General features: G+C 71.5%; 19 protein-coding genes and 4 pseudogenes. 15 read left to right on the top strand and 8 right to left on the bottom strand.

Going from position 1 to position 24,230, the window contains the following annotated elements; translation table 11 throughout:
- Positions 1 to 251: 251 nt before the first annotated feature.
- Entirely contained in the window at positions 252 to 608 is a 357-nt protein-coding gene (locus B1205_RS19805) for a hypothetical protein (protein WP_089156937.1), read from the top strand.
- Between the two features lie 60 nt (positions 609 to 668).
- Here B1205_RS19805 and serA read toward each other — a convergent pair whose 3' ends face one another.
- From serA to B1205_RS19780, 5 genes and pseudogenes are all read right to left on the bottom strand, one after another.
- On the bottom strand, positions 669 to 2,267 hold the full coding sequence (serA, locus tag B1205_RS19800) for a phosphoglycerate dehydrogenase (RefSeq protein ID WP_089156936.1): 1,599 nt from the start codon (positions 2,265 to 2,267) through the stop codon (positions 669 to 671).
- Positions 2,268 to 2,564: 297 nt separating this feature from the next.
- The gene (ilvC, locus tag B1205_RS19795) at positions 2,565 to 3,578 is read right to left on the bottom strand and encodes a ketol-acid reductoisomerase (protein WP_089156935.1); all 1,014 of its coding nucleotides are present in this window, start codon (positions 3,576 to 3,578) and stop codon (positions 2,565 to 2,567) included.
- Between the two features lie 92 nt (positions 3,579 to 3,670).
- Positions 3,671 to 4,186 (bottom strand): acetolactate synthase small subunit, encoded by a 516-nt coding sequence (gene ilvN, locus B1205_RS19790; RefSeq protein WP_089156934.1) that lies wholly within the window; start codon positions 4,184 to 4,186, stop codon positions 3,671 to 3,673.
- A 120-nt stretch (positions 4,187 to 4,306) separates the two neighbouring features.
- A complete protein-coding gene (locus tag B1205_RS19785) occupies positions 4,307 to 6,229 on the bottom strand; it encodes an acetolactate synthase large subunit (RefSeq protein ID WP_089156933.1) in 1,923 nt (640 codons plus the stop codon).
- 180 nt (positions 6,230 to 6,409) lie between these two features.
- A pseudogene (locus tag B1205_RS19780) lies at positions 6,410 to 8,790 on the bottom strand (putative bifunctional diguanylate cyclase/phosphodiesterase).
- A 110-nt stretch (positions 8,791 to 8,900) separates the two neighbouring features.
- Between B1205_RS19780 and ilvD the strand changes: the two are divergent.
- From ilvD to B1205_RS31855, 3 genes are all read left to right on the top strand, one after another.
- Complete coding sequence (gene ilvD / locus B1205_RS19775) at positions 8,901 to 10,748, top strand: dihydroxy-acid dehydratase (protein ID WP_089156932.1); 1,848 nt, start codon at positions 8,901 to 8,903, stop codon at positions 10,746 to 10,748.
- 118 nt (positions 10,749 to 10,866) lie between these two features.
- Positions 10,867 to 11,427: a hypothetical protein gene (locus B1205_RS19770; RefSeq protein ID WP_089156931.1), complete on the top strand. Its 561-nt coding sequence runs from the start codon at positions 10,867 to 10,869 to the stop codon at positions 11,425 to 11,427.
- A gap of 468 nt (positions 11,428 to 11,895) precedes the next feature.
- Complete coding sequence (locus B1205_RS31855; protein WP_254910053.1) at positions 11,896 to 12,165, top strand: hypothetical protein; 270 nt, start codon at positions 11,896 to 11,898, stop codon at positions 12,163 to 12,165.
- Here the strand turns inward: B1205_RS31855 and B1205_RS19760 are convergent.
- The gene (locus tag B1205_RS19760) at positions 12,145 to 14,133 is read right to left on the bottom strand and encodes a hypothetical protein (RefSeq protein WP_140158107.1); all 1,989 of its coding nucleotides are present in this window, start codon (positions 14,131 to 14,133) and stop codon (positions 12,145 to 12,147) included. The genes B1205_RS31855 and B1205_RS19760 overlap by 21 nt on opposite strands.
- Positions 14,130 to 14,381 (bottom strand): hypothetical protein, encoded by a 252-nt coding sequence (locus B1205_RS19755; RefSeq protein ID WP_089156929.1) that lies wholly within the window; start codon positions 14,379 to 14,381, stop codon positions 14,130 to 14,132. The genes B1205_RS19760 and B1205_RS19755 overlap by 4 nt, the downstream gene beginning before the upstream one ends.
- 204 nt (positions 14,382 to 14,585) lie before the next feature.
- On the opposite strand from B1205_RS19755, the gene B1205_RS19750 reads away from it, so the two are divergent.
- Complete coding sequence (locus tag B1205_RS19750; protein WP_089156928.1) at positions 14,586 to 15,467, top strand: helix-turn-helix domain-containing protein; 882 nt, start codon at positions 14,586 to 14,588, stop codon at positions 15,465 to 15,467.
- A pseudogene (locus B1205_RS19745) lies at positions 15,460 to 15,642 on the top strand (DUF397 domain-containing protein); the annotation flags it as partial. The gene B1205_RS19750 and the pseudogene B1205_RS19745, both read left to right, overlap by 8 nt.
- 114 nt (positions 15,643 to 15,756) lie before the next feature.
- Here the strand turns inward: B1205_RS19745 and B1205_RS19740 are convergent.
- Positions 15,757 to 16,545: a trypsin-like serine protease gene (locus tag B1205_RS19740; RefSeq protein WP_140158106.1), complete on the bottom strand. Its 789-nt coding sequence runs from the start codon at positions 16,543 to 16,545 to the stop codon at positions 15,757 to 15,759.
- Positions 16,546 to 16,829: 284 nt separating this feature from the next.
- Between B1205_RS19740 and B1205_RS19735 the strand changes: the two genes are divergently transcribed.
- The 9 genes and pseudogenes from B1205_RS19735 to B1205_RS19700 all read left to right on the top strand — a co-directional run bounded on the left by B1205_RS19735 (position 16,830) and on the right by B1205_RS19700 (position 24,230).
- Positions 16,830 to 17,714 carry an inositol monophosphatase family protein gene (locus B1205_RS19735; protein WP_140158105.1) on the top strand — a complete coding sequence of 295 codons (885 nt, stop codon included), beginning with the start codon at positions 16,830 to 16,832 and terminating at the stop codon, positions 17,712 to 17,714.
- Positions 17,660 to 18,943 (top strand): hypothetical protein, encoded by a 1,284-nt coding sequence (locus B1205_RS19730; protein ID WP_254910052.1) that lies wholly within the window; start codon positions 17,660 to 17,662, stop codon positions 18,941 to 18,943. The genes B1205_RS19735 and B1205_RS19730 overlap by 55 nt, the downstream gene beginning before the upstream one ends.
- A 141-nt stretch (positions 18,944 to 19,084) precedes the next feature.
- Complete coding sequence (locus B1205_RS19725; protein ID WP_217809851.1) at positions 19,085 to 20,404, top strand: AAA family ATPase; 1,320 nt, start codon at positions 19,085 to 19,087, stop codon at positions 20,402 to 20,404.
- Positions 20,385 to 20,984 carry an RloB family protein gene (locus tag B1205_RS19720; protein ID WP_089156924.1) on the top strand — a complete coding sequence of 200 codons (600 nt, stop codon included), beginning with the start codon at positions 20,385 to 20,387 and terminating at the stop codon, positions 20,982 to 20,984. The genes B1205_RS19725 and B1205_RS19720 overlap by 20 nt, the downstream gene beginning before the upstream one ends.
- Before the next feature lie 36 nt (positions 20,985 to 21,020).
- A complete protein-coding gene (gene nagA / locus B1205_RS19715; protein WP_089156923.1) occupies positions 21,021 to 22,187 on the top strand; it encodes an N-acetylglucosamine-6-phosphate deacetylase in 1,167 nt (388 codons plus the stop codon).
- A gap of 57 nt (positions 22,188 to 22,244) precedes the next feature.
- Positions 22,245 to 22,658 (top strand): annotated as a pseudogene (locus tag B1205_RS33455) (alcohol dehydrogenase catalytic domain-containing protein); the annotation flags it as partial.
- Between the two features lie 141 nt (positions 22,659 to 22,799).
- Positions 22,800 to 23,275: pseudogene (locus tag B1205_RS33450) on the top strand (zinc-binding dehydrogenase).
- Complete coding sequence (locus B1205_RS19705) at positions 23,272 to 23,850, top strand: TetR/AcrR family transcriptional regulator (RefSeq protein ID WP_089156921.1); 579 nt, start codon at positions 23,272 to 23,274, stop codon at positions 23,848 to 23,850. Before B1205_RS33450 ends, B1205_RS19705 begins: the two are co-directional and overlap by 4 nt.
- The gene (locus B1205_RS19700) at positions 23,850 to 24,230 is read left to right on the top strand and encodes a cupin domain-containing protein (RefSeq protein WP_089156920.1); all 381 of its coding nucleotides are present in this window, start codon (positions 23,850 to 23,852) and stop codon (positions 24,228 to 24,230) included. The genes B1205_RS19705 and B1205_RS19700 overlap by 1 nt, the downstream gene beginning before the upstream one ends.

Below are 24,230 nucleotides of genomic sequence, written 5' to 3'. Positions count from 1 at the left end.
GCAACGACCGTGGGGGCCGGTCAGCGACGAGTGCGCGTGGCTCGCGCAATCGAGGGGTGCGGGCCGACGGACCGCACGCCCGACCGCGTCACCCGAAGACGTGCCGGGAAGCGAATCGGCCGCCAGACCGCACCGGTACGCTAGCGAATCGACGCAACTCGACGCAAGAGTCTCCACAGCGGACGTACCCGGGGTCGACCCGCGGTGGGGCAGGTGCGACGCGGCAGGCCGGGGATGGCACGCTGTCCGCCGTGAGTTTCGATCTGAGCGTGTGGGCCCTGCCGAACGGGGCGACACCGGACCAGGTTCGGGCGGCGGTGCAGCAGTGCCGCGAGGGCTGGCACAGCCAGCAGCACCCCGACCCGCGGGTGGTCGCCTTCTACCGGGCGATCACGGCGAGCTACCCCGACCGGCCGTCCCGGCCCGGCACGCCGTGGGAGGTCGTGCCGCTGCACGCGGCCGCCGACCACGTCGAGATGAACCTCTTCGCCACCTGCCCCGACCAGGTCCTGCTGGACATCGAGCGGCTGGCCGGCGAGCACGACCTGATGCTCTTCGACGCGCAGGACGGTTCGGTCTACCCGCCGCCGGTCCGGGTTCGTTCCTGACTCCCCCGGCACGACGAAGGGCCCGGCCGTCCGGCCGGGCCCCGATCAGTCCTGGTCGGACTACTCGTCGCGCAGGTCCGCCGCGCTGGCCGCGACCGCGCCGATCGAGTCGGCCGCGGAGGTGAGCAGGTCGGCGCCGAGCGCCTGGTCGACGGTGAGCGTCATCAACGTCTCGCCGCCGGCCTCCCGCCGGGCCACCTGCATGGCCGCGATGTTGACGCCGGCCTCACCGAGCAGCGTGCCGACCGTGCCGACCACGCCGGGACGGTCGACGTAGCGCAGGAAGAGCAGGATGCCCTCGGCGCCGATCTCCACGTCGAAGCCGTCCACCTCGGTCAGCTTGAGCACGTCGCGGGCCCCGGCGTGAGCCACCGTGCCGGAGACCCGGACGGTCCGGCCGTCCGGCAGCGCGCCGCGCACCGTCACCAGGTTCGGGTGGTCGACGGTCTCGGCCGGCGTGACGAGCGTGACCTCGACGCCCCGCTCGGCGGCCAGGTGCGGCGCGTTGACGTAGGTGACCTGCTCCTCCACCACGGAGCTGAACAGCCCCTTGGTGGCGGCGAGCTTCAGCACCGACACGTCGTGGGTGGCGATCTCGCCGCGCACCTCGACGGTGACGCTGGCGGCCACCCCGCCGGCCAGGGCGGTGAAGGCCCGGCCCAGCTTCTCGGCCAGCGGCAGCAACGGCCGGACGTCCTCGGCGACCACGCCACCGGCCTGCACGTTGACCGCGTCCGGCACGAACTCGCCCTGGAGCGCGAGCTTCACGCTCTTCGCCACCGCCAGGCCCGCCTTGTCCTGCGCCTCGTTGGTGGAGGCGCCCAGGTGCGGGGTGGCCACCACGTTGTCGAAGGCGAACAGCGGCGAGGAGGTGCAGGGCTCCTTGGCGTACACGTCGATGCCGGCGCCGGCGACGCGGCCCTCGGCGATCGCGTCGGCCAGTGCCTGCTCGTCGACCAGCCCACCGCGGGCCGCGTTGACGATCCGGACGCCCGGCTTGACGATCGCCAGCTCCTTCTCGCCGATCAGGCCGACCGTCTCCGGCGTCTTCGGCAGGTGGATCGAGATGAAGTCGCTCTCCCGCAGCAGCTCCTCCAGGCCGACCAGGCGGACGCCGAGCTGCGCGGCGCGGGCCGGCTGGATGTACGGGTCGTACGCGATCAGCCGGGTGCCGAACGCGGCGATCCGGGACGCGAAGAGCACACCGATGCGGCCGAGGCCGACCACGCCCACGGTCTTGCCCTGCAACTCCACACCGGTGTACTTCGACCGCTTCCACTCGCCGGCCTTGAGCGCGGCGCTGGCGCTGGCGGTGTTGCGGGCCACCGCGAGCAGCAGCGCGACGGCCTGCTCGGCGGCGGAGACGATGTTGGAGGTGGGAGCGTTGACCACCATGACGCCCCGCGCGGTGGCGGCGGGCACCTCGACGTTGTCCAGGCCGACGCCGGCCCGGGCGACCACCTTGAGCCGGGGCGCCGCCGCGACCGCCTCGGCGTCGATCTGGGTGGCGCTGCGTACGATCACCGCGTCGGCCTCGGCGAGGGCGCAGAGCAGAGCCGGGCGGTCGGTGCCGTCCACGTGGCGCACGTCGAAGTCGTGCGCGAGCACCTCGATGGCGGCGGGGGCGAGTTCTTCGGCGATCAGTACGACAGGATTCATCGGTCCTCGTAGACGCTCGGTGTCGGTCGGCCTGGGGCGTCGGGACGCCGCGCTGCGCCCTGCGCCGATGCGTGCCATGGCCGTCGGGTGCGCCGGGGCACCACACCAAGGATGGTAGGTGCCGGTACGCCCTCCGGGTCCCGCAGTGCCGGGTGAGCGCCCTCACACAGCGTTGTCGCACGCCCGTCATCCGCCGTTCACGCAGGCCGGGCCGGACGAGGCGTGGCTCACCCGCTCCCAGCAGGNCGCACCGACGCCGGGGAGAGCGGTCGGTGCGCGGGCCGCGCGGGGTGAGGCTCAGGCGGTCTCGGTGATGGGCCGGTCGACCCAGCTCATCATGGCGCGCAGCTTCTGCCCGGTCTCCTCGATCGGGTGCGCCGCGCCCTCGGCCCGCCACTTGGCGAAGTTCGGCCGGCCGGCCTCGTCCTCGGCCACCCACTCGCGGGCGAACTCGCCGGACTGGATCTCGCCGAGGATCTTGCGCATCTCGTCCTTGACCCGGGCGTCGACGACGCGCGGGCCGCGGGACAGGTCGCCGTACTCGGCGGTGTCGGAGATGCTGTAGCGCATCCGCGCGATGCCGCCCTCGTACATCAGGTCGACGATCAGCTTCAGCTCGTGCAGGCACTCGAAGTAGGCCACCTCGGGGGCGTAGCCGGCCTCGGTGAGCACCTCGAAGCCGGTCTGCACCAGCGCCGCCGCGCCGCCGCAGAGCACCGCCTGCTCACCGAAGAGGTCGGTCTCGGTCTCCTCGGTGAACGTGGTCTTGATCGCACCGGCGCGGGTGCCACCGATCGCCTTCGCGTACGCCAGGGCGAGGCCGAACGCGTTGCCGCTGGCGTCCTGCTCGACGGCGACCAGGCAGGGCACGCCCTTGCCGTCGACGTACTGGCGGCGGACCAGGTGACCCGGGCCCTTCGGCGCCACCATCGCCACGTCCACCTCGGCCGGCGGCTTGATCAGGTCGTACCGGATGTTGAAGCCGTGGCCGAAGAAGAGCGCCTTGCCCGGCGCCAGGTTCGGCGCGACGGACTCGGCGTAGAGGCCGCGCTGGGCGGTGTCCGGCGCCAGGATCATGATCACGTCGGCCTCGGCCGACGCCTCGGCCGGGGTGAGCACCCGCAGGCCCTGCTCCTCGGCCTTGGGCCGGCTCTTCGAGCCGACGGGCAGGCCGATCACCACGTCGACACCGGAGTCACGCAGCGACAGCGCGTGCGCGTGGCCCTGGCTGCCGTACCCGATCACGGCGACCTTGCGGCCCTGGATCAGACCCAGGTCGGCGTCGTCGTCGTAGAACACCTCAACGCTCATTGACTTCCCTTTCCTACCGGCGGTGCCCGTCGGCCCGTCGAAAAACTGGTGGATCGCGGATGAGGCGGCGCGCAGCGCCGCACCTGCAGGGATCAGGCGGCGCGCAGCGCCGGGCCGGCGGTGATGGCGCGGGAGCCGCGCCCGATCGCCACCGTGCCGGACTGGACCATCTCCTTGATGCCGAACGGCTCCAGGTCGCGCAGCAGCGCGTCGAGCTTGTCCGGGGTGCCGGTGGCCTCGATGGTCAGGGTGTCCGGCGCGACGTCGACCACCCGGGCGCGGAACAGGCCGACCGTCTCCAGCACCTGGGCGCGGGCGGCGCGGTCCGCGCGGACCTTGACCAGCAACAGCTCCCGGGCCACCGAGACCTGCGGGTCCAACTCGACGATCTTGAGTACGTTGACCAGCTTGTTGAGCTGCTTGGTCACCTGCTCCAGCGGCGAGGACTCCGCGTTGACCACGATGGTGATCCGGGAGACGTCCGGGTTCTCGGTCTCGCCCACGGCGAGGCTGTCGATGTTGAAACCGCGCCGGGAGAACAGCCCGGACACCCGGGCCAGGACACCCGGCTTGTTCTCCACGAGCACGGAGAGCGTGTGCAGCGTCATAGCAGTGCCTTCCTCGTCATGCTCTCATGGCCCTCGCTGCGCTCGGTGCATTCGGTCATGACTGTGCCGTCCTCGTCATGCCCTCATGGCCCTCGCTGCGCTCGGTGCATTCGGTCATGACTAAACGTCATTCTCGTCGAAGTCCGGGCGGACGCCCCGGGCGAACATGATCTCGTCGTTGCTGGTGCCGGCGGCGACCATCGGCCACACCATCGCGTCCTTGCCGACGGTGAAGTCGATGACCACCGGGGCGTCGGTGATCGCCATCGCCGCCTCGATGGTCTTGTCCACGTCGGCGGCGTTCTCGCAGCGCAGCCCGACGCATCCGAGCGCCTCGGCGAGCTTGACGAAATCCGGGATGCGGTGCTTGTGCGTGCCCAGTTCGGTGTTGGAGTAGCGCTCCCCATAGAACAGGGTCTGCCACTGCCGGACCATGCCCAGGTTGCCGTTGTTGATCACGGCGACCTTGATCGGGATGCCCTCCAACGCGCAGGTGGCCAACTCCTGGTTGGTCATCTGGAAACACCCGTCGCCGTCGACCGCCCACACGGTGGTGTCGGGCCGGCCGACCTTGGCGCCCATCGCCGCCGGCACGGCGTAACCCATGGTGCCCAGGCCGCCGGAGTTGAGCCAGGTCTGCGGCTTCTCGTAGGAGATGAACTGGCTGGCCCACATCTGGTGCTGGCCCACACCGGCCACGTAGATCGTGTCCGGGCCGGCGATCTCGCCCAGCCGCTTGATCACGTACTGCGGGGAGAGCGTGCCGTCGGCCGGCTCCTCGTAGCCGAGCGGGTAGCGCTCGCGCAGGTCGTCGAGCTGGGTCCACCAGTCCGCCAGGTCGGTGGCGGGGTGGGCGGCCCGCTCGGCGGTGACCGCCGCGATCAACTCGTCGATGACGTGCCGCGCGTCCCCCACGATCGGGACGTCGGCGTGCCGGTTCTTGCCGATCTCGGCCGGGTCGATGTCGGCGTGCACCACCGTGGCGTCCGGCGCGAACGAGTCGAGCTTGCCGGTGACCCGGTCGTCGAAGCGGGCGCCGAGCGCCACGATCAGGTCGGCCTTCTGCAGGCCGTAGACCGCGGCGACGGTGCCGTGCATGCCGGGCATGCCCAGGTGCTGGCGGTGCGAGTCGGGGAACGCGCCCAGCGCCATCAGCGTGGTGACCACCGGGATCCCGGTCAGCTCGGCCAGCCGGCGCAGCCCCTCGGTGGCGCCGGCCTTGAGCACGCCGCCGCCGACGTAGAGCACCGGGCGGCGGGCCGCGGACATCAGCCGGGCCGCCTCGCGGATCTGCTTGCCGTGCGGGTGCAGCGTGGGCCGGTAGCCGGGCAGCTCCAGCGTGGGCGGCCAGGAGAAGGTGACCTCCGCCTGGAGGACGTCCTTCGGGATGTCGACGAGCACCGGGCCGGGCCGACCGGTCGAGGCCAGGTGGAACGCCTCGGCCAGCACCTGAGGGATCTCCTCGGCGGTCTGCACCAGGAAGTTGTGCTTGGTGATCGGGAGCGTGATGCCCTGGATGTCGGCTTCCTGGAAGGCGTCGGTGCCGATCATCGGCCGGGCCACCTGACCGGTGATCGCCACCATCGGCACCGAGTCCATGAACGCGTCGGCGATCGGGGTGACCAGGTTCGTCGCTCCCGGGCCGGAGGTGGCGATGCAGACGCCGACCCGGCCGGTGGCCTGCGCGTACCCGGTGGCCGCGTGCCCGGCGCCCTGCTCGTGACGGACCAGGATGTGCCGGACCGTGGAGTCGTAGAGCGGGTCGTACGCGGGCAGGATCGCGCCGCCGGGGATGCCGAAGACGACGTCGACGCCGAGCGCCTCGAGCGACCGCACCAGCGAGCCGGCGCCGGAGACCTGGGCGGTGGCGGGCTGCCGTACCGGCGTGGGGGCGCCTTCCGGGGCGGCCGGGACGGCCCGGCTCGCGGCCGGGGCGGCACCGGCCCGGGGTGCGGGGGCGTGGTCGGGGTCGCCGGCCGCGCCGGCGCCCGGTCGGGCCCGCCGGGCGGTGTGGGCGAGCGTCTCTGGCGTGGGTCTCGTCATGGCGGTTCAGGCCTTCGGCTGTGAGTGGGTGACGCGGTTGTCAGGATGGGACGCGGGCGTCCCGGCGATGGTCCGACGGCAACAAAAAAGCCCTCGTGCAGGATGCACGGGGCCAGCGCACTCTCGGGAGGAGAGTGCGCTCAGGTAAGTACTCGCAGCGACCGGTTCGACGACATGCGGCTAAGCCTGACGCATCTCACGCGATGAGTCAACTGATCCCACATTTTGGTCCACGGACGTGGGCGTGTCGGCCACCTGCGACCCCTCCACGGCCGGTCCCACCTGCGGCGACGCGTCCGTCGAGGGGCGTGGGGCGGGCGGGTTGTTGCGCAGCCGGGGCAGCAGCGGCGACGGCGTACGCGCCGGCGGGGGCGGCGGCGCCGACGGGATCGAGGCGGACCGGTTGCCGGGCGAGGTGGCCGCCTCCAGCATCGCCTCCAGGTGCTCCGCCGGCACGCCCCAGCCGAAGAGCGCGCCCTGGCCGAACCGGCAACCGGCGGCCACCACGGCGGCCAGCTCCGTCGGGTTGGTGACGCCCTCGGCGATCACCTCCAGGCCGAGCTGGTGGCCCAGGCGCATGACGATGTCGACCATCGGGGCGAACGCCGGCCCGTCCCGGTCGACCGGCCGGACCGGTTCGTGCTCGGCCACCAGGCTGTGGTCGATCTTGAGGATGTCGATCGGCAGGCGGCGGAGCTGCCCGAGGGAGGAGTAGCCCGCGCCGAAGTCGTCCAGCGCGATCCGTACGCCGGTCCGCCGCAGCGCGGTGAGCCGCCGGATCAACTCGTCCAGGTCGGTGGCGACCGCGTGCTCGGTCACCTCCAGCACCAGCCGCTGCGGCGGTACGTGGTGGGCGCGCAGCGCGTCGGCGACCTGCACCACGTATTGCGGGGCGTGCAGCTCGCGCGGGGAGACGTTCACCGACACCCAGACGTCGTGCCCCTCGGCCAGCCAGCGGGAGAGCTGGTAGCACGCCTGGTGCAGCACCCAGGCGCCGAGCTTGGCGATCATCCCGCACTCCTCGGCGAGCGGGATGAACTCGTCCGGCCGCACGTTGCCCAGCTCCGGGTGACGCCAGCGCAGCAGCGCCTCCGCGCCGACCGGGCGGACCGAGGGCAGCGAGGCCACCGGCTGGAAGACCAGCCGCAGCTCGTCGCGCTCGATCGCGCCGCGCAGCTCGTGCTCCAGCCGGGTACGCCGGCTCAGCAACTGGTCGTACGTGGCGTCGTAGCGCTCGACCCGGTTCTTGCCCCGCTGCTTGGCGTAGCGCAGCGCCAGGTCGGCGTTGCGCAGCAGCAACTCGACGTCGTGGTCCCCGCCGCTGCCGGCCACCCCGATGCTGACCGAGAGGAAGACCGGCCCGTCCGCCTCCTCGTACGGGCGGCCGAGCACGCCGAGCAGCCGGTCGGCCACCGGCCCCGGCTCGGCCGAGCCGTGCATCAGCACCGCGAACTCGTCNCCACCTCGGCCAGCACCGCGTCACCGACGTCGTGCCCGCGCATGTCGTTGACGTTCTTGAAGCCGTCCAGGTCGAGCCCGAGCAGCACGCAGGGCTCGCCGGAGTCGGCGCACCGGTGCAGGGCGCGCAGCAGGCCACGCCGGTTGGCCAGACCGGTGAGCGGGTCGGTGTGCGCCAGCTCACGGAAGTGCGCCTCCCGCTCGGCCAGCCGGGCGGCGTAGCCGCGGACGTCGTTGAGGGCCAGATATTGCCGGGTCACCAGCGCGAACCCCTCGATGCTGCCCGCCACGATGCCGTACCCGTCGAACCGGCCGCCCTGCATCAGGTGGTACATCGCGGAGGCGGCCATGGCGAACATCGGCGCGAACGCGTACTCGCCGTCGCGGCGGATGAGGTCGACGTCGAACTGCGTCCGGTCGGCCTTGCGCCCGGCGACGGCGGTGGCCAGCAGGCCGGCGACGGTCACCGCGGCGCCGGCCGACAGCATGCCGGGGCCGCTCTGGCAGAGCCCGGCCGACACGCCCAGCCCGCCGACGGTCACCGCGATCGTCCCGACCCCGAGCAGGATCAGCCAGCCGCGCGGCGGGGCGGCCCGCGGCACCAGGATCAACGTCAGCCCGGTGGTCAGCGCGGTGCTGACGGTGGCCAGCAGGATGGGCAGGCACGCGGCCGGGGTGGCCGCGCCGAACAGCCGGGTGGGCGCGCTGAACGCCACCCAGCCGACGAACCAGAGCGAGGTGGCCATGATCAGGCCGTCGAGCAGGAGCCGGGCGGTCGCGGCCCGGGTCGCGGCCGCGCCGGGCAACCGGAGCAGCGCGGCGCCGAGGCTGAGGCCGGCGAGCGTGGTGGTCACCGCGACCAGCGTGGCCCACCCGGTCCGTTGGCCCTGCCGGTGCGCCCAGTGGTCCCCGGCCGTCAGCAGGCCGCCGAGGCCGAGCAGCAGGCTGAGCAGGGCGGCCCCGGCGGCGACGGCCAGCAACATGTGAACCTGGCGGCGGGGGCCGGTGCGACGGCGGGCCGACGCGACGAGCAGCGCGGTGGCGCCGGCCGCGACGAACCCGCTCGACGCCGCGACGATGACCATCCACGGGGACGACTGCACGGCTCAACTCTGCCGGATTCCCGCGCTCCGTGGGGCACCGGATGTGCAACTGTTGGGACACAGGGTGCACGACCGACACCCGCCGGGGCGGCGGTGTCAGACTGGTACGCATGCCTGAGCTGCGGTCGAGGACATCCACCCACGGTCGGACGATGGCCGGCGCCCGGGCCCTGTGGCGGGCCACCGGGATGACCGACGACGACTTCGGCAAGCCGATCGTCGCCATCGCCAACAGTTTCACCCAGTTCGTACCCGGTCACGTCCACCTCAAGGACCTCGGCGGCCTGGTCGCCGACGCGGTGGCCGAGGCCGGCGGGGTGGGTCGGGAGTTCAACACCATCGCCGTGGACGACGGCATCGCCATGGGCCACGGCGGGATGCTCTACTCGCTGCCCAGCCGCGAGCTGATCGCGGACGCGGTGGAGTACATGGTCAACGCGCACTGCGCGGACGCGCTGGTCTGCATCTCCAACTGCGACAAGATCACGCCGGGGATGCTGCTGGCCGCGCTGCGGCTGAACATCCCGACCGTGTTCGTCTCCGGCGGCCCGATGGAGGCCGGCAAGACGGTGGCGATCGAGGGCGTCGTGCACAGCAAGATCGACCTGATCGACGCCATGATCGCGTCGTCCAACGAGGCGGTCACCGACGACCAGCTCGGCGAGATCGAGCGCTCCGCGTGCCCGACCTGCGGCTCCTGCTCCGGCATGTTCACCGCCAACTCGATGAACTGCCTGACCGAGGCGATCGGCCTGGCGCTGCCCGGCAACGGGTCGACGCTGGCCACCCACGCCGCGCGCCGGTCGCTCTTCGTCGAGGCCGGCCGCACCGTCGTGGAGATCGCCAAGCGCTGGTACGACGGCGACGACGCCTCGGTGCTGCCCCGCTCCATCGCCGGCCGGTCCGCGTTCGAGAACGCCGTCGCCCTCGACGTGGCCATGGGCGGGTCGACCAACACGATCCTGCACCTGCTCGCCGCCGCCCGCGAGGCGGAGCTGGACTTCGACGTGGCCGACATCGACGCCGTCTCCCGCCGGGTGCCGTGCCTGGCCAAGGTCGCCCCGAACTCGCCGAACTACCACATGGAGGACGTGCACCGCGCGGGCGGCATCCCGGCCATCCTCGGCGAGCTGGACCGCGCCGGGCTGCTCCACCGCGACGTGCACGCGGTGCACTCCCCCGACCTGGACCGGTGGCTGACCGACTGGGACGTGCGCGGCGGCTCGCCGCGAGCGGAGGCGGTCGAGCTGTTCCACGCCGCCCCCGGCGGGGTGCGCACCACCGAGCCGTTCTCCACCACCAACCGCTGGTCGTCGCTGGACACCGACGCGGCCGGCGGCTGCATCCGGGACCGGGAACACGCGTACAGCGCCGACGGCGGGCTGGCCATCCTGCACGGCAACCTCGCGCCGGACGGCTGCGTGGTGAAGACCGCCGGCGTGCCCGAGGAGTGCCTGACCTTCCGCGGCCCGGCCAAGGTCTTCGAGTCGCAGGACGACGCCGTGTCGGCCATCCTCGCCAAGGAGATCGTCGCCGGGGACGTCGTGGTGATCCGGTACGAGGGCCCGAAGGGCGGCCCCGGCATGCAGGAGATGCTCTACCCCACCTCGTTCCTCAAGGGCCGGGGGCTGGGCCGCTCCTGCGCGCTGCTCACCGACGGCCGGTTCTCCGGCGGCACCTCCGGCCTGTCCATCGGACACGTCTCCCCGGAGGCGGCCTCCGGCGGGCTGATCGCGCTGGTGCGCGACGGCGACGAGGTCGTCATCGACATCCCGGGCCGCTCGATCGAGCTGAACGTGCCGGCCGACGAGCTGACCGCGCGCCGGGTCGCCGAGGAGAAGCGCGACCGCCCCTACACCCCGCTCGACCGGCAGCGCCCGGTGTCGGCAGCGCTGCGCGCGTACGCGTCGATGGCCACCTCGGCCAGCGACGGCGCCTACCGCCGCGTCCCCGAGTAGTAAGGAGGGGCCCCCGCTTAACGCCTGCGGTATAGGCGGGGCCCCTTCTTAACATCCACCCACCAGGGCATCGACGCTCACCTATAATGCGGGCACGTACCACCAACGGAGGTGACCCGTGTCCCGCCGCCACACCCCACTCCCCCTCTGCGGCCGTCGCCCGTGCGCGCTGCTGCTGATGCTCGGCCTGCTCCTGGGCCTGGCCGTCCCCACCGCACTGCCGACGCCCGCGTCCGCCCGGCCCGCCGCGCTGGCCGCCGATCCGCTCTGTTACGCCGACGGCTTCAGCCAACCGCCGGGCGTCGGCCGCCCGCTCGCCCTCACCTGGTCACGCATCGGCAACCGGTCCAACGGTGGCTACACCTACCGCTACTGGATGGTGCAGGAACTCAGCGGCTCGACCTGGTACTACCGGAACAGCTACGTGGCGCGGTGCTCCGGCGACGCGCTGGTGTCCAGCACTCAGGTCCCGACGACCGACGGATTCGGCACCGCGGCCTGCACCAGCACCGTCGACCGCTATCCGACGACGTCCGACGCCGAGCGGTACGTCGGGCAGGCCATCTCCTGGGACCGGGGCCACCTCCGCCAGATCACGTTCCGTTACTGGCACCACGAGGTGTTGTTGGTGGTGACCCCGGGATGGTCGTACCGGTCCAGCTCCGTCGTGCGCTGCTGACCGNCCCGCCCCGCCGGGTAGGGTCCGGCGACGTGGAGACGACGGTGAGTTACGCGCGACTGGTCCGACCGGCGATCGACCGCGTCTACGGGGGCGCACGCTGGGCGGCCCGCCCACGCATGGAGGCGTTCTACGCCGAACGCGGCTGCGACCTCGGCGCGGAGAACAGCTTCTTCTCCGGCGTACTGGCCCGGCCGATCCCCGCCGACGCGTTCGCCGACGGCCTGGTCTACACCGACAACAACCTGAGCCGGGAGCTGAGGCAGGGCATCTTCGTCCGGGACGACGACGGCGCCTGGCACCTGACCGAGCTGGGCCGGGAGCTGACGTCGTACGCGCAGCGGGCCAGCGGCGAGGCCGCCGAGGAACTGTGGGCCACCCTGCCCGGGGTGCTGCCGGGCCTGGGCATCGTGCCCCGGCTGGCGGAGCTGGTCGGTCGGGTGCTGGNGCGGGCCGGCGTTCCGGGCCATGTCCCCGCCGTACGAGCCGGCCGACGCCTCCCCGTCACTGCTGCTGGTCACTCGGCTGGGCTCGCTGCGGCACCACCGCGCGGACGCGCACCGGGCCGCGTGGCGGGCGGCCGGCCTGACCGCCGACGGGATCCGCGCGCTGCCGGACGGGCCGGAACGCGCGGCGATCGAGGCCGACACCGACCGCCGCGACGAGCCGGCGTACGCGGTGCTCACCGACGCCGAGCGTTGGGAGCTGCTGGCCGGCCTAGCCGCCCTGCCCAACTAGGCGTACACCGTCGTCGTCGTGCCGGTGGACGGTGCGACCGGCACGCGTGACGCGCAGGGTCACCGCCCGCCCCGGGTGCTCGGCGGCCAGCCGGGCCAGCTCCGGCAGCGGATTGGCAGCCGGTGCGCGGGCCGGCGCGCCGGGCGCCGGCAGCGACTCGTCCGGGTCGGTCGGGACCAGCTCGCCCACGTCGTCGGCGAGGTCGGCGAGGCAGTCGGCGAGCGCCGCCGCGAGGCTGGGCCGGGTGGGCAGGTCGTCCGGGTGCACCGGCGCGTCGCGCGGTCGTACCTGGGCCGACCACCAGCGGCCGTCCGGCCGGAGCGGGTGGCCGGCGTGCTGCCGCAGGTCGAGCACGCCGACGTGCAGCGCCAGGTCGAGGCCGAGCACGAGCCGGATCAGCTCGCCCGGTGGCGGCGCCGCCGGGCGGGTGGCGGTGACAACGAGCCGCCCGGCGGGCAGGCCGCCGCCGGCCTGCCGCACGTACTCCCTCACCGGGTCGGCACCGACCCAGGGCAGGGTGACGCATCCGTCGCGCAGCGCGCGGGGAATCGGATGGCCGCCGTCCGCCTCCGCCAGCTCCTCCGGGGGTACGCCGAAGACGCGCGCCCACGCGCCGAGCCGATAGCGTTCGGGGAGCTGGACCACCGCGCGGCCGTCCGGGGTGGTGGTCACCGTGCGGGTGGCCTCGGGTGCGCCGCCCCGCCAGGTCAGGTGCACCACCCGGTGCCGCAGGTCGGTGATGGTCACCAGCACCGCCCGGTGCAGTCGGCGGCTCCCGCCGCAGGTGGCGCAGCGTAGCGCCGAGCGTCGTCGCTCGGTGCCGCCGCAGCGGTCGCAGCCCTCGACCGGCGTCGGGCTCGACGCGGGCATGGGGTCCGAGCGCGGCAGGACCGGGACCGGGCCGGCGGCACGGCAACGGCAGTCCCGGGTCGGGCCCACCGACCGGCAGTCCGGGCAGGCACGGCCAGGCATCATTTCCCCGAGCCGGGTCGGTCCGGGTGGCTCGGCAACCCGGCCCAGGGCCATCGCGGACGGCCCGCCGAACCGGCCCGGTGCCGGCGCGGACGGCCCTGCGCCCCGACCCGGTGCCACCGCGCACGGCCCTGCGCCCCGACCCGGTGCCGGCGTGGAGGGCCCGCCGTCGGCCCGGCGCAGACCGGTGTACCACCAGCGGCCGTCCCGCCACACCGCCTGCGCGCCGGGCCGCCCGGTGCCGGTCGACTCGACCAGTTCGGCGAGGACGCGTCGCTCGATCCGCTCGACGTCGACGGGCGGCGGGACCGGGCCGAGGAGCGGAGCGCGCTCCCCGGGGCACGGCGGAACGGGGTCGAGCAGCCGGGCCGGCGCGGTCAGCCCCCGTTCGGTGAGCCCGGCCAGCGCCGCCGCCGCGTCGGTGCGGAGCAGCGCGGTCGCCAGGTCGGGTGCGCCCTCCACCGGGCCGTCCGGCACCGGCGAGCCGGGCACCTCGTACCGCACCGTCCACCACGGACGGCCGGCGCGGCGGCGCACCGTCGCGACGAGGTCCAGCAGGAGCAGGTCGGCCAGGTGGCAGAGCCGCGCGAGCCGGGTGCCCGGGTCCACCGGCGCCGCTGCGGCCGTCCCGCCCAGCCAGAGCCGCCACGGTCGGCGCGCCGCGTCGGCGAGGGCCGCCGCCGCCAGCGCGTACCGTTCGGCGGCCGGCAGCTCGGGACGCCAGGCCGGCGGGAGGCGTACCAGCACCGGTTCGGGGTCGAGCGCGACCGCGACGGTGGACGCGAGGGCGCGTACCCGAGGGGTCAGGTCGGCCACCACGGCACCCGCCGCATCCGGTCGGGGGGCGAGGTCGGCGGGCGTCACCCGGTGGGAGGCGACCGCGCCGGTGTCGGTGTTGGCGACGGTGAGCAGGAGCTGCGCGCGGCGGCGGCCGCGCCAGTGGCAGCGCGGGCAGCCGGTGCCGGCACACTCCGGGCAGGGCGTCACGTCGCTCACCGCGGCGGCCTCGGCGAGCAGGGCCCGTCGTGATCGACCCGGCGCCGGCACCGGCTGCGGTCGGGCAGCGGCAGGTCACAGAAGACCAGATGGCGTACGCCCTGCTCGTCCTCGAAGCTGACGGTGACCTCACCGGCGTCCACCTCGGACAGGAAGCTCACCGAACGGGCCAGCGTGCCGGCGAACCGACGCGCGGCGGGCAGGTCGCTCGCGCTGAACGGCAGATGCGCCACGAACCGCTCACCCATGGGATTCCCAGAATACGCGCACGAGAACACCACTCCTATTTCCGAAAACCGCCAGGAAAAGACATCCGCGCTGGTCATCCTGCGGCGCGGCCAGCATAGGCGCAACGCTTCACGCCCCCGATTCTTGACTTATTTCTGCATGACGGATATGCATTCCGGAGGAGGTATTCCGAGTGTTGCAAAATGGGATGGAGGCGTTGATCGTTGGCCGAGGACATGGGTTCGACGGTGCCGCGACGGCAGCTCGGCCGGGCGCTGCGGCAGTTGCGCGCCGAAGCCGGGGTGACGCTCGACGCGGCGGCCGAAGCGCTGGAGTGCAGCCGGCAGAAGGTGTGGCGGATCGAGAGCGGTCTCGGGTCGGTGCGCGGGGTGGACGTGCGGGCGATGTGCCAGCTCTACGACGCGAACGCGGAGTTGACCGGCGCGCTGACCGCCCTGGCGAGCGAGACGAAGGCGAAGGGTTGGTGGCACGCCTACGGCGACGCCATCCCGGACTGGTTCGAGCTGTACGTGAGCCTGGAACAGGCGGCCCACCGGCTCAGGTTCTACTACGACGCGATGGTTCCGGGTCTCTTGCAGACAAGGGAGTATGCGCACGCGGTCTACCAGCACCGACACGAGGTCAGCGACGAGGATCGGGAACGGCTGGTCGAGGTTCGGCTGCAACGCCAAACTTTGCTGACTCGTCGACTGCCGCCCGCTCCACGTTGCAGCGTCGTCCTCTCCGAGGCAGCGCTGCTGCGCGTCGTTGGGAGCAGCGCAACGATGGTGGGGCAACTACGCCACCTGCTGACCCTGAGCGAGAGGCCGAACATCTCCGTTCGCGTGCTACCACTCATGGCCGGACTACATCGAGGCGTTGAAGCGGGAACCTTCGTCATGCTGGCGTTCCCGCCAGGCAACCGGGCAACACCCGAGCCGCCTGTCGTCTACAGCGAGTCGTGGACCGGCGCGCTGTATCTTGACCGGCCCCAGGAACTCGCCGCATATGAGAAAGTCTGGGCAAGCATCGATGAGCTTGCTCTCGACCAAGGGCTGTCGAGACGGTTGATCGACAAGATCATCGGGGAGGTTCACCATGGCTGATCTGACCATCGCCCAATGGCGCAAGAGCACCCGCAGTGGCAGCAACGGGGGCGAGTGCGTCGAGGTTGCCGACAATTTGCCCGGCCTGGTCGCCGTACGCGACAGCAAGGACCCGGCAGGCCCGGTCCTCACCTTCACCCCCGCCGCCTGGACCACCTTCACNCCTCAGCGCCCGTTTGACACCCACAGCGTTCCACTCACGGCGCGCAAGCCGAGTGGGTGGAACGCTGTGGGTGTCTCCGCGCCCATTTCACACCCATACCGTTCCACCCGGCGGGCGCAGGGCGGGTCAGCCCACTCCGGGGATGCCCGTCAGGCCTTCGATCCACCCGGCGACCACCGACGTCTGGATGGCATAGCCGTAGGAATAGTCCGACGCGTACGAGTAGTAGATCCCATAGACGCGGTCGCCCGACCAGACGCCCGCGCCCGAATCCCCCTTCACCGGAATACCGTCGATGGGATCCAGCCGCATGTGGTCCACGGCGGACCCGTCCACCGACAGGGAGCAGACCCGGAGCGAGGGAGTCGGCGCCGACGAGGGTACGGATGGCTGATCCTGGCCCCAGCCCCGCACCGCGACCGTGATGCCGGTCTTCAGCAGTGAGTTGGCGTTGTACTTCGCGATCAGGTTCACGTTGCGCACGGACCATCGCAGATGCAGCACCGCGACGTCGTACTTGTCGTTGGGCGCCCAGCCGATGACCGGGACCCCCTCGCCATACTTCGGCCTGCGGTCGCCGGTCCAGATCTGGAACCTGTCGGGGTCTTCACCGTCGAAGCAGTGCTTGGCGGTGAGCACCCAACGCTGACCGATCAGCGTCCCGGTGCACTTGTATCTCGCTCCGGAGTCGGCCCAGATGTTGACCTGGCCGCGAAGAACGCCACTGGTGGTGCCGCCGAATATGGCCGATGCCGGTGTCGAGCCGGCGAGCACCAGCGCGACCGCGAGGCCGGCTGCCGCAGCGGCGGCGGCACCTGAACGGATCAAGCGTCCGAGCATGGACAAGTTCTCCCATCCACCCATGAAGTTGGTCCGGTGACCGTAATCGAGTTCGCGCACGGGCGGCAGAAGCACTGGATGAATATGTTATTTCGCGGTGATGACGGCACGCTCCGCTGCGGCGAGCGGCGAGGGCCCGGGGCGGAAAATGCAGTCAACTATTGGACGGATGAGCCCGTAAGGGCCGAACCGTTGACGAGGGAGCCTCCGTGCGGCAGTCCCGTTTCGGCCGGGTGGCCCCGGACGCGGCGCGCCGACCAGCCGGAGGATTGACCCCGATCGACAACCACACACCTTCGCGGGGAGGATGGTGTTCGCGGCTGGCAGGCTTGTCCCCGAGCGAGCGTGTAGGAGTGTCGATGCGCCTTGAGCACCTGTGGTCCGAGCTGGCGACGGAGCTTCTGGCCGCCCTCGCGCCCTACCGGTCCCGCATAGCGGAGATCGACGTGCGGGAGAAGGCCGACCGGACCCTGCTCACCGAGGCCGACCTTGCAGTCGAAAAAATGATCATCGACAAGATTCGCGCTGTGGACCCCGCAGCCCGGGTGGTGGCGGAGGAGTCAGGTAGCGGTAGTTGGCGGCCCGACATCGACGAGGAGCCCGAGCGGATCTGGGTCATCGATCCGATCGACGGCACGGCGGAGTTCGTGCAATCGCAAAGCACCGAGTTCTGCTCCGTGGTCTGCCTGTTGGAGCGGAGGGAACCGGTGGCGACGCTCATCGTCGCTCCCGAGCTCGGCACCGACCGCACGCCGATCGTCGTGCATGCGTCCCGCGCCGAGAACGTGATTTCGGTCAACGGTCGACCAGCGGCACTCAACAATGCTCCGGAGCCGACGCTTGTCGCATCCCTGACACGCAGTTCCACGTCCGAGGCGCCGCGGCACGAGGCAGCCGTAGCCGAGGCCGGATACCGGCTGAAGACGCGGACCACGTCACAGACACTCGACATGCTCCGCACAGCGCTGGATCTCACAGAACTGTGCGAGGGCGCGCCCCGGTTCGACCTCTTCTATCGCCCGCGGCAGAAGGTCTGGGACGGCTTGGCGGGCTTGTGTCTGGGTGAGATCGTCGGTCTAATGTCTACAGATATCGATGGGGTCAAGCGTCTGCCGGTGTCCATCGAGACGCTCGCCCAGCCAGAACCGACTTTCCCCAGCACCGTGATGGGTCGCCCGGAGGCAGTCAAGTGGTTCGTGGAGGTAGCACGGAACTCCCGCACCGAAGCACCGAAGTCCTCGTAGACGTCACTTCACTCATCGGTGCCGAGGATTTCGTCGCCGCTCAGAACCGCCGTGCGCAGCCCGGAGATCCGTTCGCGCGCCAAGCGTTCGTCGAGCTGATCCAGTCCTTGATCTTCATGAACCGGGTGTGGGTCGCCCATCCGGTGCTCGCTCGCCCCACCCCGGCGGACTTCGGCGCAAGACCTCTGCTGCTCCGCGCGCTGATCGACGCCAAGCTGCTCCATCCGCTGCAACTGGACGTTGACGAGAGCCAGGCTGCTCGCACCGCCGAGGAATCCGCTCTTCACGATCTGCAGAGCTGGCAGGGCAGCAGAGCGCTCGGGCAGTTCATCGAACAGGCACTCGCCTGCGACAACGCCCTGTCGAGCACGCGCAACTCGCTGTCGAAGCGCATCCACGGCTGGTCGACCTTTCAGGCCACGCACGTTCGCGTCGCCGGCCATCACGCCGACCGGATCGGGACGTCCGACGGCGTCGAGGACGATCCGTTCGGCGACTGGGCGCGGGCGGCCTCGGTCGTCCTACGGGGCCCACTGCAGTCGATGGCCCCGCCGGGCGACGAGGTCTACGTCGCAGCCACGCTCGCGCGTGGGCTCAAGTACCGCTCCAGAGCGGATGCCGCCGGGCTCTCATACCAGGCGCACCCCATCCGCAGAGACTTTCTCCTGACCTTCGACCTGTCCCGGGAGGGCGCGGCCGAGGGGGTGGTACTCGACGTCATCAAGGCCATCCGCGGCATCCACCAAACGCTCGCCGCCGCTGCGAGCGAGAGTGACACCCACCAGGTGCAACTGCTTGAGCTGGAACTACCGCTGCTCGGCGGCCGGCTCTGGCAGGCCTCGGAGACCGGCAAGCTGGGCGAGAGCGCATGGATCGACCTGGTCGTCAGCCGCATCGCCGACTATCGACGGAAGGCAGCCGACCTGCGAGCGGCCGTCGCCAGGTGCGTCACCGACGAGGACTACCTTCGCCTCGCGCGGGACATCGACGAGGCGAAGAAGCAACTGCTCGAACGCCTCGGGCTCCGCAGGATCGCGCTGTCGCCGGTCGAGCAGGAACTCGTCAACGGGGTGGCGTCGGTGGCCGAATCGGTCCCGGGGATTCCGAAGGTCGCGGGGATGTGGATCGGCGCGCGGGTGATCAGCAAGCAGATGTCTGCCAGCGGCAACCCGGTACAGCGGTTCCTGTACAAGGAGTTCTATCGGGCGTGGAAGCGCGCTGGACGCTGATGCCGCGCCCCAGCTCGTGGGCACGGCTTGCGGCCAGTTCAAGGCTTGACCCCGGCGAGGCAAAGGCTTCAGGCCATTCCGCGTGGTTTACTCGCATGGAACGGCCGCAAGGCCCGAAGATCAGAGGGCACAGTCATGCTGTTGAGCTTTCGCTTCGCCAATCACCGATCGTTCCGGGACGAGCAGCAACTCAATCTGACTCCGGCCTACGGCGACGACCAGCACGAGCAGGCGGTCCGAGTCGTCGGCATCTTCGGCGCGAACGCGTCCGGGAAGTCCAACTGCCTGCACGCCTTGGCGTTCATGCGTCGCTTCGTGATCTTCTCCGACCGGGAGGTCGAGCCGGGTCTCGGTGTGGCCCGCGAGCCGTATCGGATGACCCCTGACTCCCTCGACGCCCCGTCGCACTACGTCGTCGACCTCAGCCTGGACGGCGTCCGGCACACCTACGGCTACACCCTCGACAACGACGGGGTTGTCGACGAGTGGCTCTACCACTATCCGCTCAAGCGGAGGCGGCGCGTCTTCGAGCGCAACGGCGAATCCTTCGCTTGGGGTGAGGATTCCAGCCAGCGGGCCCTGCTGGAGCGGATCGCCGAGGTCACCGCCCCCACGGCCCTCTTTCTCAGCACCATCGCCCGCTTCGACCATCGGCAAGCCGTACCGGACGGAAACGGCCCTGAGCCACTTCGCGATGTCTACCGGTGGTTCCAGCGGATGTACAGCCGCAGCCAGCCCCACCTGGGTGGTCGCCTGAGCGGCGGCCACCGATCCGCCTGGCCGGAGAGCGACGTCAGCAGGCGTACGGTGGTCGAACTGTTGCGGGCAGCCGACGTGGGGATCGTCGACGTGGTCGAGGTGACCAGCACGGTGACCGAAGATCAGCCAATGCTCTTCCGGGACCCCGGCAACGAGCGGAGGATGCTGCGAAACCCCCGCAACCCGGTGGGACGGGAACGGAAGCGGCTGAGGTTCGCCCATCAGGGGCCGGCGGGCGAGGTGCAGTTCGAGCTGGCCGAGGAGTCGACGGGAACGCAACAGCTGCTCGGGCTCGCCATCGAAGCCGCCGACGTCCTCGCCGGTGGTGGAACCATGTGCGTCGATGAGATCGACGCCAGCCTGCATCCGCTGCTGACCGCGAAGCTCATCGGTCTCTTTCAGTCCGCCACGTCGAACCCCCGAGGCAGCCAACTCATCTTCACCAGTCACGACGCCGCTCTCCTCGGCACCATCGACACGGAGGAGATCCTGCACCGGGACGAGATCTGGTTCACCGAGAAGGACGCGGACGGCGCCTCCACGCTGTATCCGCTGACCGATTTCAAGCCTCGCAAGGACGGCGAGAACCGACAGCGTCGTTACCTGAACGGCAACTACGGCGCCGTGCCGGACGTTTCGGCGTATCTGTTCGAGCAGGCGCTCGCGACACGGAGACCGGTGGATGACGAAGCGACGGATTGACCAGCGGCGTACGGGCCGAACGACGGGCACGATCCGCGAGACCAACCTTCTCCGGCGGGTCGGAGTCAGGGAGCAACGGCACACCGTCCTCGCCGTCACCAACGGCAGGTCGACCGAGCGCGCCTATCTCGAAGCACTGCGGCAGGAGCCGTGGCTTGAGCACCGCCTCGTCGTGGCCGTGGAGAACGGATCGCCGATCGACGCGGTGCGGGGGGCCGCTCGCCGCCGCGACGACAACGACTTCGATCAGGCGTATGTGGTCTGCGACGTCGACCACTATGCTCCGGCGGAGCCGGAACGGGAAGCGCAGCGGCACGATGTCGCTCTGCTCTGGTCGAATCCGTGTTTCGAGGTCTGGTTGATCCTGCACCTCGACGGGTGCACCCGACACCTGGAGAACGCCGAGAAGGCCAAGGATCTACTGCGCAGATACGTCCGGAACTGGGACAAGACCAGGCTCGACTTCGACGACTTCCGCGACGGCCTCGACGCCGCCGTCAAACGGGCGCGGAACTTGGGCGATCCGCCTGACGCCAACCCCTCCACTGCGGTCTGGCAACTGGTGCTGGCACTTCGCTGAGTCTCTCCACCGGCATCGCCACACTATGGTGAAAACGTGCTCACCTTGATCGGATGCCGGGTCGTCACGCCGGCCGGCGTGCTGGATCCCGGTTGGCTGTCCATTGCTGACGGTGTCATCCGTGCGGTGGGCCGGGGTCGTCCACCGGCCGGCGGTCGGGTGGTGGATCTCGGCGGTGGGTGGCTGCTGCCCGGCTTCGTCGACCTGCACATGCACGGCGGTGGCGGGGCGCAGATCACCACCGACGATCCCGCCGAGATCCGGCAGGCGGTCGCCTTCCACCGGCGGCACGGCACCACCCGTACGCTGGCCAGTCTGGTCACCGACCGGCTGGACCGGATGGTCGCCTCGGTCGCCACCATCGCCGCGATGATCGACGCCGGTGAGCCGGGCATCGCCGGCATCCACCTGGAGGGTCCCTTCCTCAACCCGGCCAAGCGTGGCTCGCACCACCACGAGTTCCTGCTGGCCCCGGATCCGGCCGCGCTGCGGCAGCTCCTCGACGCCGGTCGCGGCCACATCCGGGTGGTCACGCTCGCGCCGGAACTGCCCGGTGGGATGGACCTGCTCGACCAGGTGGTCGGGGCCGGGGCGATCGCCGCCGTCGGGCACACCGAGGCCACGTACGTCCAGGCCCGGGACGCGTTCGCGGGCGGCGCCCGCCTGGCCACCCACCTGTTCAACGCCATGCGGCAGTTCCACCACCGCGAACCGGGTCCGGCCGGCGCGGCCCTGGCCAACCCGGCCGTCACCTGCGAGATCATCAACGACGGCGTCCACGTCCACGACGACGCCGTCCGCGTCGCGGTCGAGGCCGCCGGTCCGGACCGGATCGCGTTCGTGACCGACGCGACGCCGGCTGCGGGGATGACCAGTGGCCGGTACCGGCTGGGGCCGGTGCCGGTCGTCGCCGAGGGCGGCAGCGTACGCCTCACCGACGGCACGCTGGCCGGCAGCACCCTCACCATGGACGCGGCGGTGCGGCACGCAATCCGGGTCACCGGCCTGCCCGTCACCGACGTCGCCCGGTCCGCGGCCACGACTCCGGCCGCCCTGCTGGGCATGGCCGACCGCACCGGCAGTCTCGCCCCGGGCAAGGCCGCCGAAGTGGTCGTCCTCGACGACGATCTGCGCGTCCGCGAGGTGCTCGCCGGCGGGCGACCCGTGCACGGGTTTCTTCCCGAGCCCCGGCAGAACCGCTAGTCAGCAGCGACACAAGGCCGTTGGTATTCACCCCTGCCACCATACCTACTAGTATGTATGTTCGTCGGGCAAGTTGACGAAATGGAGAGCGTGGTGCGGGTGTGGTTGACGACCGGCGACGGCATCGACGGTCTACGGCAGGTTGAGGTGGACGATCCGGTCCCCGGGCCCCGCGACGTGCTGCTACGGACGTCCGCGCTGGCCCTGAACTACCGCGATCTCCTGGTGATCCGGGGGGAGGGCGGCTGGCGGCCCGAGCGGGCGATCGTGCCGATCTCCGACGCGGCCGGGGTGGTCGAAGCCGTCGGCGCGCAGGTCACCCGGTTCCGGCCGGGCGACGTGGTGCTGCCGACGTTCCTGCCCCGGTGGCGGTCCGGGCCGCTCACCGCGGAGGCGTACACCCTGCCCACCGGCGGGCCGGTGAACCGCGGCATGGCGGCCGAGTTGGTGACCGTCGACGAGGAGGAGGCCATACGGGCCCCGGGCACCCTCGACGCGACCCGGGCGGCGACGCTGCCGATCGCCGGCGTGACCGCCTGGCACGCGTTGCGGCGCACCGGCATCGCGCCCGGCGAGGTCGTGCTGATCCACGGCACCGGCGGGGTCGCGCTGATGGCGTTGCAGATCGCCCACGCGGCCGGCGCCAAGGTCGTCGTCACGTCGGGCAGCGAGCAGAAGCGGGCCCGGGCCCGGGCGCTCGGGGCGCGGCACACGATCGACCACCGGCGTCAGGACGTCGCCGCCGCGCGACCGACGGCCGAGCTGCTGACGTCGTGGTCGAGACGGTCGGTGGCGCGAACCTCGACGTCTCCCTCGACGCGGTCCGGATCGGCGGTCGCATCGCCTTCATCGGGCTGCTCGCGGGGCTGAAGGCCGAGGTCAGCACGTACAAGCTGGTCACCGCCAACGCCACGCTGCACGGCATCGAGACCGGCTCGCGCGACATGCTCGACGAACTCGTCGCGTTCGTCGACGCGCACCGGATCGTCCCGGTGGTCGACTCGGTGCACCGCTGGGACGACCTCCGCTCGGCGCTCCGGCATCTGGAAGCGGGAACGCACATGGGAAAGGTGGTGGTCACGGCATGACCGACAAGGACGCGCGCACCCGGCTGGTCGAGGGCATGGCGGACCTGCTGTGGGAACGCGGTTACGTGGGCACCAGCCCGTCGGCCGTGCTGGCTCGCGCGGGGGTGGGACAGGGCAGTTTGTACCACCACTTCGCCGGCAAGCAGGAGCTGGCGGTGGCCGGGATCCGGCGGAACGCCGACACCCTGACCCGGGCCGCGCGGGACGCGCTCGACGGGCCCGGCACCGCGTACGAAAGGCTCGAACGGTTCCTGCTGCGCGACCGGGACGTGCTGCGCGGCTGCCGCATCGGCCGGATGACGCAGGACCCGGACGTGTTCGCGGCGGAGCCCCTGCGGCAGCCGGTCGCGGACGCCCTGTCCTGGGTACGCGGAGCGATCGCCGCGGTGATCGAGCAGGGGCAGGCCCGGGGCGAACTCGTCCCCGTCATCGCCCCCGACGACCTCGCCGGGACGATTCTGTCCACGCTCCAGGGCGGGTACGTCCTCGCCCGCGCCGACCACGACGAGGAGCGGTTCACCGCCGCGGTCCGGGGTCTCCTCGGGCTGCTCAAGGCGCTGGTGGTGACCCCGTGATGGTCACCCGGCAGTCGGTGTCGCGGCCCGCGCCGGCGTCCGTGGTCGACGGGCCCGCACACTATGAGACGCTGGCCGCGCCGGGGCGGGTCGAGGCGCTGCATGTGCACTTCGCGGCCGGGAGCCGCACCCGCTGGCACACGCATCCGGCCGGGCAGTTGCTCGTCGTCACCGCCGGTGTCGGCTGGGTGCAGAGCCGGGGTCAGGCGCCGGAACGGATCGTGGCCGGCGACGTGGTACGCGTCGAGCCCGGCGAGGAGCACTGGCACGGTGCCGCCGCCGGGTCGGCGATGTCCCACCTGGCCATTCAGGAACACGACGAACGGGACGGGGCCGACGTCCTCGAAGCGGTCGCCGACGACGACTATCCAAAGGACTGA

Source organism: Micromonospora sp. NBS 11-29 (genome assembly GCF_002140155.1).
GTDB lineage: Bacteria > Actinomycetota > Actinomycetes > Mycobacteriales > Micromonosporaceae > Micromonospora.
The sequence above is the reverse complement of the archived record's forward strand: the minus strand, read 5'-3'. Positions and strand labels throughout refer to the sequence as shown.

What these genes read in the sequence shown, in the direction of transcription:
- serA (WP_089156936.1), bottom strand. Translation starts at nt 2,267, where the DNA reads ATGAATCCTGTCGTACTGATCGCCGAAGAACTCGCCCCCGCCGCCATC.
- ilvC (WP_089156935.1), bottom strand. Translation starts at nt 3,578, where the DNA reads ATGAGCGTTGAGGTGTTCTACGACGACGACGCCGACCTGGGTCTGATC.
- ilvN (WP_089156934.1), bottom strand. Translation starts at nt 4,186, where the DNA reads ATGACGCTGCACACGCTCTCCGTGCTCGTGGAGAACAAGCCGGGTGTC.
- B1205_RS19785 (WP_089156933.1), bottom strand. Translation starts at nt 6,229, where the DNA reads ATGACGAGACCCACGCCAGAGACGCTCGCCCACACCGCCCGGCGGGCC.
- ilvD (WP_089156932.1), top strand. Translation starts at nt 8,901, where the DNA reads ATGCCTGAGCTGCGGTCGAGGACATCCACCCACGGTCGGACGATGGCC.
- B1205_RS31855 (WP_254910053.1), top strand. Translation starts at nt 11,896, where the DNA reads ATGTCCCCGCCGTACGAGCCGGCCGACGCCTCCCCGTCACTGCTGCTG.
- B1205_RS19755 (WP_089156929.1), bottom strand. Translation starts at nt 14,381, where the DNA reads ATGGGTGAGCGGTTCGTGGCGCATCTGCCGTTCAGCGCGAGCGACCTG.
- B1205_RS19735 (WP_140158105.1), top strand. Translation starts at nt 16,830, where the DNA reads ATGCGCCTTGAGCACCTGTGGTCCGAGCTGGCGACGGAGCTTCTGGCC.
- B1205_RS19720 (WP_089156924.1), top strand. Translation starts at nt 20,385, where the DNA reads ATGACGAAGCGACGGATTGACCAGCGGCGTACGGGCCGAACGACGGGC.
- B1205_RS19705 (WP_089156921.1), top strand. Translation starts at nt 23,272, where the DNA reads ATGACCGACAAGGACGCGCGCACCCGGCTGGTCGAGGGCATGGCGGAC.
- B1205_RS19700 (WP_089156920.1), top strand. Translation starts at nt 23,850, where the DNA reads ATGGTCACCCGGCAGTCGGTGTCGCGGCCCGCGCCGGCGTCCGTGGTC.